This is a genomic window from Roseateles sp. P5_B10 (assembly GCF_056400485.1).
Map to the genome: position 1 here is coordinate 1 of NZ_JBFULE010000102.1, position 12,150 is coordinate 12,150.

Annotated in this window: 11 protein-coding genes and 1 pseudogene; 4 read left to right on the forward strand and 8 right to left on the reverse strand. The window is 67.9% G+C overall.

The features are described from left to right. Positions 1-338 (reverse strand): annotated as a pseudogene (locus AC1DU6_RS09485) (cyanophycinase); the annotation flags it as partial. 273 nt (positions 339-611) lie between these two features. Next, complete coding sequence (locus AC1DU6_RS09490) at positions 612-2,063, reverse strand: peptide MFS transporter (RefSeq protein ID WP_477856883.1); 1,452 nt, start codon at positions 2,061-2,063, stop codon at positions 612-614. Positions 2,064-2,168: 105 nt separating this feature from the next. Between AC1DU6_RS09490 and AC1DU6_RS09495 the strand changes: the two genes are divergently transcribed. Further along, positions 2,169-2,513 carry a nuclear transport factor 2 family protein gene (locus tag AC1DU6_RS09495; RefSeq protein ID WP_477856884.1) on the forward strand — a complete coding sequence of 115 codons (345 nt, stop codon included), beginning with the start codon at positions 2,169-2,171 and terminating at the stop codon, positions 2,511-2,513. A 193-nt stretch (positions 2,514-2,706) separates the two neighbouring features. Here AC1DU6_RS09495 and AC1DU6_RS09500 read toward each other — a convergent pair whose 3' ends face one another. Beyond that, entirely contained in the window at positions 2,707-2,883 is a 177-nt protein-coding gene (locus tag AC1DU6_RS09500) for a ribbon-helix-helix protein, CopG family (RefSeq protein ID WP_056202621.1), read from the reverse strand. A gap of 64 nt (positions 2,884-2,947) precedes the next feature. Between AC1DU6_RS09500 and AC1DU6_RS09505 the strand changes: the two genes are divergently transcribed. Both AC1DU6_RS09505 and AC1DU6_RS09510 read left to right on the forward strand, forming a co-directional pair. Next, positions 2,948-3,691, forward strand: a complete 744-nt coding sequence (locus tag AC1DU6_RS09505; protein WP_477856886.1) for a YoaK family protein — start codon at positions 2,948-2,950, stop codon at positions 3,689-3,691. 24 nt (positions 3,692-3,715) lie between these two features. After that, on the forward strand, positions 3,716-4,477 hold the full coding sequence (locus AC1DU6_RS09510; RefSeq protein WP_056202626.1) for a spermine/spermidine synthase domain-containing protein: 762 nt from the start codon (positions 3,716-3,718) through the stop codon (positions 4,475-4,477). A gap of 37 nt (positions 4,478-4,514) precedes the next feature. Here AC1DU6_RS09510 and cfa read toward each other — a convergent pair whose 3' ends face one another. The 5 genes from cfa to AC1DU6_RS09535 form a co-directional block, all read right to left on the reverse strand. Next, positions 4,515-5,720: a cyclopropane fatty acyl phospholipid synthase gene (cfa, locus tag AC1DU6_RS09515; protein ID WP_477856888.1), complete on the reverse strand. Its 1,206-nt coding sequence runs from the start codon at positions 5,718-5,720 to the stop codon at positions 4,515-4,517. A gap of 115 nt (positions 5,721-5,835) precedes the next feature. After that, a complete protein-coding gene (locus AC1DU6_RS09520) occupies positions 5,836-6,771 on the reverse strand; it encodes a 4-hydroxyproline epimerase (protein WP_457323222.1) in 936 nt (311 codons plus the stop codon). After that, a complete protein-coding gene (locus AC1DU6_RS09525) occupies positions 6,768-7,682 on the reverse strand; it encodes a dihydrodipicolinate synthase family protein (RefSeq protein ID WP_056202635.1) in 915 nt (304 codons plus the stop codon). Before AC1DU6_RS09525 ends, AC1DU6_RS09520 begins: the two co-directional genes overlap by 4 nt. A 39-nt stretch (positions 7,683-7,721) precedes the next feature. After that, positions 7,722-9,440 (reverse strand): methyl-accepting chemotaxis protein, encoded by a 1,719-nt coding sequence (locus AC1DU6_RS09530; protein WP_457323221.1) that lies wholly within the window; start codon positions 9,438-9,440, stop codon positions 7,722-7,724. Positions 9,441-9,665: 225 nt separating this feature from the next. Further along, complete coding sequence (locus tag AC1DU6_RS09535) at positions 9,666-11,249, reverse strand: methyl-accepting chemotaxis protein (RefSeq protein WP_457442796.1); 1,584 nt, start codon at positions 11,247-11,249, stop codon at positions 9,666-9,668. Positions 11,250-11,402: 153 nt separating this feature from the next. Here AC1DU6_RS09535 and AC1DU6_RS09540 point away from each other — a divergent pair, with 153 nt between their 5' ends. After that, positions 11,403-11,981, forward strand: coding sequence for a hypothetical protein (locus AC1DU6_RS09540; RefSeq protein WP_056202643.1), 579 nt, complete (start codon positions 11,403-11,405; stop codon positions 11,979-11,981). Positions 11,982-12,150: the final 169 nt, after the last annotated feature.

Genomic DNA, 12,150 nt, shown 5'->3' on the forward strand with positions numbered 1-12,150 from the left:
GCTTTCGAGGCTGCGACCTTGGCGATCAGTGCCGGGTCGTTGAGGTTGGCCTGCAGGTCGATGTCCTTCTGGCGCGGCGCAACGGGAATGGCCTCGGCATTGGCGCCGTGGCGGTTCAGCGCCGCGACGATGAGGCCGGCGCTGCGCTCCGGGTTGGCCGCCGCCGTGGCGAACACGGCGATGCGCGCACCGGCGCCGCCGGACTCATCGACGATACGCTGCCAGACAGCCTCGTTGTCGTTCTTCAAGGCGCCACCGATGACGATGGCGGTGCCGGCATGGGCAGTGGCGCTCAGCGCGAGCGCAGCGGACAGGAGCAGGGCAGCGAGGAATCTCATGCGCCCATCTTGTCAGCGTCGGGGCGACTGAACCAGCGGGTCAGGCCCGGGCGGAAAATCATGCCATCAAGGCAGGTTGCCGCACCCGAAGCGCGTCCGGCAGGCCTGGGCGGCCGCTCATGTCTACGCGACCTTCGCCCTTGAGTGGCGGCCTAGCGGCGCGACGACGGGACGTCATGCCGTTGCCGCGCTGATGCAATGCGCAGCGTCAACTGTTTGGCAACGGCAGCCAGGCCCTGGACAGGCCGCTGCAAGCTGGTGCGCCGCCGCGGCTCAGGCGCCAATCAGGCGCCGCAGCCACGGCCGCAGCGCGAACAGCGCGGCGCCCGTGACCAGGCTGCCGACCGCCAGCTGCGTGAACAGCGTCGCATAGGCCGCGTTCGTCGTCAGCGGTGAGCCATCCACCGGCTGGGACACCACGCCCGAGAAGTCGCCGGCAAAAAGTGACGCCAGGCCCGTCACCAGCATCCAGCTGCCCATCATGACGCCCTGGTATTGCCGCGGCGCCAGTCGGCCGATCATGGCGTAGCCGATGGGCGAGATCAGCAGCTCGCCCACCGACTGCAGCACATAGCTGAGGAAGAGCCAGGAGAAGTCAGCACGGCCCGAGGCGTCGGCGAAGTGGATGCCTACAGGCAGCACGAGAAAGCCCAGGCCCATCAGCACGATGGCCGCGGCGAACTGCATCGGGATGTCCACCGGCCAGCCGCGGGCGCGCCAGCGAGTGAAGAGGGCGGCCAGCAGCGGCCCGCCGATGACGATGGTGACGGTGTTGATGTTCTGCACCCACTGCGGCGCCACGGCCACGCCCCAGACGTTCATCAGCACATTGCCCACCGCATAGAGCTGCAGGCCGTTCGGGGCCATCTGGTAGAGCGACCAGAACACCAGCGAGCCCAGGGTCAGCACCAGATAGGCCTTCATGCGCTGCTTCTCAGCCTGCACCGGATGACGAACCGTGATGACGACAAGGGCGATGGCAACCAGAGCACAGAAGGCCTTCATGCCGATGGCGGTGTCGCCCGGCTGCTTCAGCAGCCAGACCAGCAGCGGCACCAGGCCCACCAGGATGGCGCTGCCAATGGCGAAGCGCCCCCAGAAGGCCACACCACGGCGCTGGGCGAGCGACGTGTTGCGGTCGGCCAGGGTGCGCCAGAAGATCAGCGCCACCACGATGGCCGCGGCATTGCCCAGGGTCGCGAACCAGAACAGCGAGGCGTAGTCCTCACTGAGCTGGAACACGCCCGACACCGTGAAGCCGATGAAGAAGCCGACGTTCATGCCGGCGTAGTTCCACAGGAAGGCGGCCTCACGGCGGTTGTCCTCGGGGGTGAAGCGCTGCGTCAGCATCATGTTCACGCAGGTCACGTTCAGGCCGCTGCCGGTCAGGAACAGGGCCATGCCCCAGTACAGGCCTTCGAGGCTGCCGCCGGCGACGGTGCCGCAGCCCAGCACCTGCAGCAGCATGCCGCCCACGAACAGGTTGCGGTTGCTCAGGAAACGGCCGCCCAGGTAGCCACCGAACAGGTGCAACCCATAGTTGAAGGCGCCGAACACGCCGGTGATCAATGCGGCCTGCTCGCTGGTGAACCCGTGGTGGCGCGTGGTGTACAGCGTCAGCGTGAACTGCAGGACTGCGAAGCCCAGCGTCGCGAAGACCTGGATCAGGAAGAGCACGGCAGACCCTTCGGGAATGCGTGCCTGGAGTTGTTGGAGTCGGCTCATGGGGCGCGGATTGTCCTGGCGCGAAGCGAGGTTTCGTGTGGGTGTCATCCCGTGCCTCGGCGATCATCCAGCCCTGGACAACCACCGTTTCATGGACAGCTGGCGATGACGGACCGACTCGACCTCGTGCGCGCCTACCTGGCCGCCTATGCAGCGCGCGACCTCGCTGCGATTGAGCCCATGTTCGCCGACGCCATCACGCTGCGCGACTGGAAGATCCGCGTCGTTGGCAAGGCTGCGGCACTGGCCGAGACGCGCAAGAACTTCGAGTCCGTCGCGAGCCTGGCGATCGATGTGCTGGCGGCTTACGAGCGACCAAATGGCGCCGCGGCCGAGCTGAAGATCGCCATCAATGGCTGCGACACGATTCACGTCGTCGACGTGTTCGAGTTCGAGCCCTCGAACCGCATCGCGGCCATCCGCGCCTACATCGGCCGCGGCGACGACTGAGAGGGCGAGTGCTTTTCATCCACGCCCGCCTTGCACGCCAAAACACCCTCGCCCGTCGTTGCAAATGCTCGCCATAGCCCGCTATGGCTGTGCTTTGCGCCTAGTTCGAGGGCGTTTTGACGCGCCTTTCGGGCGCGTCTGAAAAACTCTCACCCTCTGAGCCGCACGCACGGCCCCGACGCACCGGCTCGGCTCAGCGAGACGCCGCTGTGTCCGGCTTGTAGTCCACGCCATGCGCGGCCAGGTAGTCGCGAATCAGGCGCCTCACCACCTGCGAGGGTGTCTGGTCCTGCTGCGCGCACAGGGTCTCGAAGGCCTTCTTCTTGTCCGGATCAATCAGCACCGTCAGGCGGGCGGTCTTTTGTTCCATGCCGGCTCCTCATGTTCATCAAATGATAATTGCAATCATATTGAATTCAAACTAAATTAGCGCTGTGACCATCAGCTTCCTGCACCGCCTCACCGGCAGGCACCGCACGCGGTCGGCCAATCGGCAGCTCGGCGCGGTGCTGGCCTTCGTGGCCGGGGCGGTCAACGCGGGCGGCTTCCTGGCCGTGCAGCGCTACACCTCGCACATGACGGGCGTGATCTCCGGCGTGGCCGACGATCTCGCCACCGGCGGCGTCGCGCTGGCGTTGACCGGGCTGGCCTCGCTGCTGGCCTTCATCGCGGGGGCGGCCTGCTCGGCCCTGTTGATCAACTGGGCGCGCCGGCGCCACATGCACAGCCGGTACGCGCTCGCCCTGCTGCTGGAGGCTGCGCTGCTGCTGGCTTTCGGCCTGCTGGGGGCCCACCTCGACACGCTGGCCTACCTGCTGGTGCCGACAGCCGTGCTGCTGCTGTGCTTCATCATGGGCCTGCAGAACGCCATCGTGACCAAGATCTCCCAGGCCGAGATCCGCACCACCCACATGACGGGCGTGGTGACGGACCTGGGCATCGAGCTGGGCCGGCTGCTGTACTGGAACCGCGCCACGTCGCCCGATTCTGTGCACTTCGTCCGCGCCAATCGCGACAAGCTTTTTATCCACAGCCTGGTGCTGGGCCTGTTCTTCGTCGGCGGCCTCATCGGCGCGCTGGCCTTCAAGCACTTCGGTTTCTCGGCCACCCTGCCCATCGCATTGCTGCTGGTGCTGATGGCCTCGCCGCCGCTGATCAACGACCTGCAGCGCGCCTGAGCGCTGCTGCCTTTCCCGCACGCCATGCCCGACACCGCCGACCCACACCAGTTCGTCAAGCCCTTCGTCTATGAGACGCTGGATACCCGGGCCATGCATTTCACGATCTGCGAAATCCAGAGCCGCATGAAGGTGCAGCACCCGCATGCGCTGGACCTGGCCTACACGCGCACGATGATGGCCTTCCTGCTGTTCGTGCCGCGGCCCGAGACGCTGGCCATGATCGGGCTGGGCGGGGGCTCCATGGCCAAGTTCTGCCACCGCGAGCTGCCGGATACGCGCATCGAGGTCGTCGAGATCAACCCCCACGTCATCGCGTTGCGCGAGCAGTTCCAGGTGCCACCGGACGATGCGCGCCTGCGCGTGCGGCGCGGCGACGGGGCCGACTTCGTGCGCCACACCCAGGACCGGCTGGACGTGTTGCTGGTGGATGGCTTCGACCATGAAGGCCAGCCGCCGGCCCTGTGCTCGCAGGCCTTCTACGACGACTGCCGCACGGCGCTGCGCGAAGACGGCCTGCTGGTGGTCAACCTGCACACCGCCCACCCCGAGTTCCAGCGCCATGTGGCCCGCCTGGATCGCGCCTTCGACGGCGCGGTTCTTCTGGTGGGCGACAAGGAATGCAGCAACACCGTGGCCTTCGCTGGCCGGCGAGCGCTGCGGGCGCCAGCGCAGGCCGGCGCGCTGCGCAAGCCGCGGCCGCTTGCTCGCCAGGCCTGGGACGAACTCCTGCCCGCGTTTGCCCATGTCGCAGCCACGCTGCAACACCAGCGCGAAGGTGGCTGAGCCCGAGGGCGGGCAACGTCTTGATGCCGCCCTGCAGTCAGGTGTGCGGTGATGGCGGCCTGACGGAGCGGTACACGCCGCGCCGCTCCGGCCGGCTCAGCACCAGCTGCCACAGCTGGCCCTGGCGGGAGCGGAAGAAGCCGGCGCAGCTCAGCAGGTAGTAGCGGAACATGCGCCGGAAGCCTTCGTCGTAGCGGGCGGCCAGGCGCGGCCAGGCCGCCTCGAAACGCTCGGCCCAACTCATCAGCGTGCGGTCGTAGTCGGGGCCGAAGTTGTGCCAGTCCTCGATGATGAAGCGGCCCTCCAGCGCGCCGGCCAGCTCGACGGGCGAGGGCAGCTTGCCGTTGGGGAAGATGTAGCGCTCGATCCAGGGGTCGGTATGCGGCGCGCGCTGGTCCACGCCGATGCTGTGCAGCAGGAAGAGGCCCTCGGGCGCCAGCAGCCGGCGGGCGGTGTCGAAGTAGACGCCGTAGTTCTTCAGCCCCACGTGCTCGAACATGCCGACCGAGACGATCTTGTCGAAGCGACGGTCATCGGCGCATTGGAACGAGCGGTAGTCCTGCAGCAGCAGCGTGACAGGCAGGCCTTCACAACGCTTCTCGRCCAGGGCCAGTTGTTCCTTGCTGATGGTGATGCCGGTGACGCGCACGCCGAAGCGCTCGGCCGCATGGCGCGCCAGGCCGCCCCAGCCGCAGCCGATGTCCAGCAGCGTCTCGCCGGGCTGCAGTTCCAGCTTGCGGCAGATCATCTCCAGCTTGTGCGCCTGAGCCTGCTCCAGATCCTGGGCATGCTCCCAGTAGGCGCAGGAATAGATCATGCGCGAGTCCAGCATGGCTTCGAAGACATCGTTGCCGACGTCGTAGTGGTGCTCGCCAACCTGGTGGGCGCGTGCCTCGCTCTGCAGATTGAACAGGCGATGGCGCAGGCTCTCCAGCAGCAGCTTCCAGCGCGCCGAGGCCGGCGCAGTGCGATCGAGCTGGGCGCGCAGCAGGCGGTCGAACATCATGTCCAGCCGCTCGCAGTCCCAGTCGCCGTCGACATAGGCCTCGCCGGCGCCCAGTGACCATTGCGTCAGGATGCGGCGGTAGGAGCGGGCATCGTTGACGCGCATGTCCCAGGGCCGTGCGCCGTTGATCTGCACATCGGCGCGTGCAAGCAGCTCGCGCAGCACGGTGGGCGGCTGCGGTGCCGAATGCGGCTTGGGGCCCTCGGGGCGGGATAGCGTGGCTTGCTCCGCTGGCATGCGCAACGACTCCTTTCAACGACGCCTTCAGTTTGCCGTCGCTTTCGCCGCGGTGCAGCCCCAAGTTTCAATGACTCACGAAAGCGCGGGGATATCGCCAGGGCCTCTGTTGGCGCTACGGCAGGCCCCAGCCGAACGGGTCATCTGGCGCGATCAGCAGCGTGGCCTCAGCGCTGATGTAGGCCTGGCCGCGGATGGTGGGAATGATGCTTGCTCCTTCCTTCTCGAACCAGCCGTCGAAGACGCTGCCGATGACGCTGGCCTGGCGCCACACCTCGCCGGCGCTCAGCTTGCCCGCGGCCGCGAGGCAGGCCAGCTTGGCGCTGGTGCCGGTGCCACAGGGCGAGCGGTCGTACTGGCGGCCGGGGCAGAGCACGAAGCTGCGCGAGTCGGCGAGGGCCGGGTCGACGTCGGCGAAGAGTTCGATGTGGTCGATGACGGCTTGGTCAGTGCCGCGGTGGCCCTGGTCCTGCAGGGCCTGGCCCAGCATGGCGGCGTAGTCGGTCAGTGCCGCGACGTGCGCGGGCGCGATGGCCTGGCCATGGTCGGCGCACAGGAAGAACCAGTTGCCGCCCCAGGCGATGTCGCCCGTTACGGTCTGGCCCGTCGGCAGCTCGACGCTGACACCGGCCGCCAGGCGGTAGGCCGGCACATTGCGCACGCTCACCTTCCCGTCCTTGTGCAGGGTGGCCCGCACCTGGCCCACCGGCGTCTCGATGATGTGCTCGCCGGCTTCGACGCGGCCCAGATGGGCCAGCGTCGCCATCAGGCCGATGGTGCCGTGGCCGCACATGCCAAGGTAGCCGGCGTTGTTGAAGAAGATGACGCCGGCCGTGTGGGCTGGGTCCTGTGGCGGGCAGAGCAGGGCGCCGACGAGGACCTCACTGCCACGCGGCTCCAGCAGCGTTGCGCGGCGGTAGCGGTCGTGCTCGCGGGCCAGCAGTTCCCGTCTCTCGGCCATGGTGCCAGCGCCGAGATCGGGAAAGCCGTCGATGACGACACGCGTCGGCTCGCCGCCGGTGTGCGAGTCGATGATCTGGATGCGCTTCATGGTTGCGACTGGCAATGAGCCGGCCGTGTCGCCAGTGCCTTCGCGACGAGGGCCTCGATGCGCTCCCGCTCCGCGCCGATGACGGGCAGCCGTGGCCGGCGCATGTGCTCGCTGCCCACGCCCACCAGCAGGTCGATGAGCTTGAGGTTCTGCACCAGCTTGGTCGACACATCCAGGTGCAGCAGCGGCGTCATCCAGCGGTAGATGGCGCGGGCCTCGTCCCAGCGGCCTTCCTGCATCAGGTTGAACAGGGCCACCGTCTCGCGCGGGAAGGCGCAGCCGACGCCGGCCAGCAGCCCGTCGCAGCCCAGCGCCAGGCCCTCGAAGGCGAGATCGTCCACGCCCATGAAGAGCTGGTAGCGGTCACCGAGCAGGTTGCGCAGATCGGTGATGCGGGTCACGTCGCCGCTGCTTTCCTTGATGGCGGCGACATGTTCACAGTCGGCCAGTTCGGCGAAGTGTTCGGGCTTGAGGTCGACGCGGTAGGCGACCGGGTTGTTGTAGACCATCAGCGGCCGCTGGGCGGCATGGGCATAGGTGCGCACATTGGCCATCGCCTCGCGCGCATCGGCCACGTAGATGACCGAGGGCATGACCATGTAGCCGGCCACGCCCAAAGCGTTGGCGCCCTCGATGAAGCGCAGCGCTTCGCGGGTGCTCGCCTCCGACACCGTGGCCAGCACCGGCACGCGGCCGTTGGCAGCATCCAGCGCGCAGCGGGCGACGGCCAGCTTCTCGTCCAGCGTCAGCGTGCTGGCTTCGCCCAGCGAGCCGCAGCAGACGACGCCATGGATGCCGTTGCGGATCTGGAAGTCGATGTGGCGCGCCGTGCCTGCGAAGTCGAGGCTTTCGTCGGCATGGAACTTGGTGGTGACGGCGGGGAAGACGCCGCGCCAGGGGACGTTGTGCATCTCTGGGGCTCCTGGATGGGGAGCCCCATGTTCGCTCAACTAGAACGACGTCCAGTCGTCGCCGTCGGCGGCCACCGCAACGGCGGCCGGAACCGGAGCAGCCCTGGGCGCCACCGCGCGCGCCTTCGCCGGGCGCGCGGGAGCCGGCCTGGCCACGCCGGCCGTCCTCGGCCGGCTGACGGGCGCCGCAGCCGGACGGGCCGCGTTGACGGCGTCGAGCTTGAAGGCTGCCACCGTCTCGGCCAGTTGGCCGGCCTGGATGCGCAGGCTCTCGGCGGCCGCCGCGCTCTCCTCCACCAGGGCGGCGTTCTGCTGCGTGACCTGGTCGAGCTGGTTGACGGCATCGCCGATCTGGCCGATGCCCTTGCCCTGCTCGCTGCTGGCGGCGCTGATCTCGCTGATCAGGTCCGCCACGCGGCGCACCTGGCCAACGACCTCGTCCATGGTGCTGCCGGCTTCGCCCACCAGCTTGTTGCCGGCTTCGACACGTTCGACGCTGGCTCCGATCAGCGCCTTGATCTCCCGCGCGGCCTGGGCGCTGCGCTGCGCCAGGGCCCGCACCTCGCCGGCCACGACGGCGAAACCACGCCCCTGCTCGCCGGCCCGTGCCGCCTCGACGGCCGCGTTCAGCGCCAGGATGTTGGTCTGGAAGGCGATGCCGTCGATGACGCCGATGATGTCGGAAATCTTCTTCGAGCTGGTCGTGATCTCATCCATGGTGGACACCATCTGGCCCATGACCTGGCCGCCGCTCTCGGCCACGCGAGCTGCGCTGCCTGCCAGCTGCGCGGCCTGGTGGGCGGTGTCGGTGTTGTGCTTGACCGTCGCGCTCAGCTCCTCCATGGAGGCGGCGGTCTCCTGCAGGTTGCTGGCCTGCTGTTCGGTGCGCTGGCTCAGGTCGGCGTTGCCCTGGGCAATCTGGCCGCTGGCCGTGGCGACGCTCTCGGCATTGCCGCGCACCGCGCCGACGATGCCCACCAGGGAGTCGTTCATGCGCTGCAGCGCGTTGAGCAACTGGCCGGCCTCGTCCGTGCGGTCGGTGGACAGATGCAGGCGCAAGTCCCCTGCAGCCACCGTCTCGGCGGCGGCCACGGCCTGGCGGATCGGGCCCACCACCGAGCGGGTGATCAGCAGGGCCATGGCCACGCCGAGGGCCAGCGCGGCAGCGGCCGCGACGATGACCGCGATGCCGGCAAAGTCAACGGTCGCGTTCGCCGCGGCGGCCGCGGCGTGCATCAACTCCTTCTGATAGGCGATCAGCGCGTCGAGCTGCTGGAAATACTTGAGCTGCAACTCATGCGTCTCGCTGAGCAGCAGGTTGCGGGCCTTCTCCGTGTCGTCCTTCAGGCCCAGATCGATGACCCTGCGCACCGAGGCCACGAACAGCTGCCTGGCCTGCACGACGCCGCCCAATATTTCGCGCCCCCGCCCCGGCGGCACGCTGGCGTCGAGCTTCTCGAACAGCTCGGCCGTGCGCTTGGCAGCGGCGTCGACATCGCTCAGCTGCTTGCGTTTGCCCTCGGCATCAGACAGCAGCAGCACATTGCGCACGGCCAGTGCGTTGATGTTGACGTTGTCCTTGATCTGTTCGAGCTGCTCGACCTTGACCATTCGATCTTCGACCATCACCTCGAGCTCGTGGTCGATGCCAAGGAGCGCCGTTCGCGCATAGGCGGCCAGCAACACGGTGAAGGCGATGGAGATGGTGAAAGCCAGGCCGAGACGCTGGCCGATCCGCAGGCGCGTGAGGAGGTTCATGGTGGGTCTCCTTGTGGGTGACGCTCCCTGATCGGCCTGGGCTTCGTGTCGAGCCGTATTCCGTGCCCCGAGTCTCTTCCTTCAGGCCGGCGCCACGCAAGGCGTTTTTAGCGGCGTTACCGCCGCGAAAAGCCAACAACTACCGCCGCTGCCCGTGCTGGGGGGTGCCTAGCGCCCGTGGGCACAGCCGGCGGGCCAACGGCGGTGTGCGCGCGGCCGCAGCGCCTAGAACGAGGCAGGCGCCGCCCTGGGCGCGGCCACGGCGTCGAGCTTGAAGGCCGCAACCGTGCCGGCGAGTTGGCTGGCCTGGATGCGCAGGCTCTCGGCCGCGGCGGCGCTCTCCTCGACGAGGGCGGCATTTTGCTGGGTGACTTCGTCGAGCTGGCTGACCGCCTCGCCGATCTGGCCGATGCCCTTGCTCTGCTCGACGCTGGCCGCGCTGATCTCGCTGATCAGGTCGGCCACGCGCTGCACCTGTCCGACCACTTCGCCCATCGTGCGACCGGCGTCGCCGACCAGGCCGTTGCCCGTCTGGATGCGTTCAACGCTGGCGTTGATCAGGACCTTGATCTCGCGCGCGGCTTCGGCGCTGCGCTGGGCCAGGCTGCGCACTTCGCCGGCCACGACGGCAAAGCCCCGGCCCTGTTCGCCGGCGCGCGCAGCTTCCACGGCTGCGTTCAGGGCCAGGATGTTGGTCTGGAAGGCGATGCCGTCGATGACGCCGGTGATGTCGGCGATCTTCCTGGAGCTGGCCGTGATCTGCTCCATCGTGTTCACCACCTGGCCCACGACCTGGCTGCCGCTCTCGGCCACGCGCGCCGCGCTGTTGGCGAGCTGGGCGGCCTGGCGGGAGATATCGGTGTTGTGGCTGACCGTCGCGGTCAGCTCCTCCATGGACGCGGCCGTCTGTTGCAGATTGCTGGCCTGCTGCTCGGTGCGCTGGCTCAGGTTGGCATTGCCCTGGGCGATCTGGCCGCTGGCCATGACGACGCTGTCGGCGTTGCCGCGCACCGTGCCGACGATGTCGACCAGCGCGTCGTTCATGCGTTGCAGCGCGGCCAGCAGCTGGCCCGCTTCGTCTCGGCGATCGGTCGTCAGATGCAGCCTCAGATCACCGGCTGCCACGGTCTCGGCAGCGCGCACCGCGTCCTGGATCGGGCCCACCACCGAGCGCGTGATCAACAGCGCCAGCGCCACACCCACGGCGCCTGCCAATGCCGCCGCGATCAGCATGGCTGCCGAGGCAAAGCTCACGGTGCCATCGGCAAGCTGCGCCGATGTGCGCATCAGCTCCTTCTGGTAGTCGATCAGGGCGTCGAGCGCGGCGAAATAGGCCTGCTGTTTGGCCTGCACGTCGCCCAGGAGCAGGTCGCGTGCGGCGTCCTTTTGCTGCTGCACGCCAAGGTCGGTCACGCGCTGCAGCGTTGCGACATAGGGCGCCCGTGCTTCGGCGGTGGCGGCCAGCAGCTTGGTGCCCTGGCTGGAGGTGATCGAGGCCTGCAGCTTCTGAAACAGGTCACCCGTGCTCTTGCGGTTGCCCGCAATCGTGTCCAGTTCCTTCTGAATGGCGGCTGGATCGCTCAGCAGCACGATGTTGCGCACCGTGCGTGCCGTCAGATTGACGTTGTGCTTGACCTGTTCGAGCTGCTCGACCTTGACGACACGGTCCTTGACCATCAGCGCCAGCTCGTCGTTGATCTGCCTCAGCTGGCCACGTGCATACAGCGCCAGCGCAACGCTGAACAAGATGGAGACCGCGAAGCCGAGACCCAGGCGCAGGCCGATGCGAAGGTCCTTGAAGATATTCATGGTTGTTCTCCCTGTGTGGTGGCGGCGCGTGCATCCGCCGCCAGGCTCCATGTTGAATCGAAGTTAGCACGAGGATGTGAAACTATGCGAATCTTTGATGCCGCGCAAGGGACAGTGCACGTGGTGTGCAGTTCGCGGCACTGGAGCAAAGGCATGGAGACGCAAGCCAACCTGGGCGAAAGGGTGCTGGCGCTGGTAGCGCAGCCGCCTGACACCGGATGTACGCCCAGCGCGCGGCCCCGGGATGCGGCGGCGCGTGCCATCGAGGGCGCCGCAGCCAAGGCCGGCCTGGCCGCCGGCACGCTGGCCCTGCCGCCGGGGCCGCTGGGCTGGGCCACCATCGCGCCGGAGATGCTGGCCGTCTGGCAGATCCAGCGCCAACTGGTGGCCGACATTGCCGCCCTCTATGGCCGCAGCGCCGACCTCGGCCCGGCGCAGATGCTGTGGTGCCTGTTCCGCCACACGGCTGCGCAGGCCCTGCGCGACCTGACGGTGCGCGTCGGCGAGCGCGTCATCGTGCGCCCGGCCGCGCAGGTGCTGCTGCAACGCGTGGCCGAGGCCATCGGCGTGCACCTGGGCAAGAAGGCCGCCAGCCGGATGCTGTCGCGCTGGGTGCCGCTGATCGGCGCGGCGGGGGTCGGCGCCTATGCGTATTGGGACACGCGCCAGGTCGGGCGGGCAGCGCTGCAGCTGTTCGAGAACGAACAGGTGATCGAGAACGAGGCGGGCTAGCTGTGATGTCTCGATAGGTTGTTCACCCGACCTGGTCTGGGAGACTGGAGTTACGACGCTTCAGAACTCTCAGATAAAGGTGGCCGGGTGAACAGCCATAAGAATGCCAGATTGACGTACCAAGGTCGGCTTTTGCTGATCGAACGCATCAGCGTGATGGGCTTGGCGT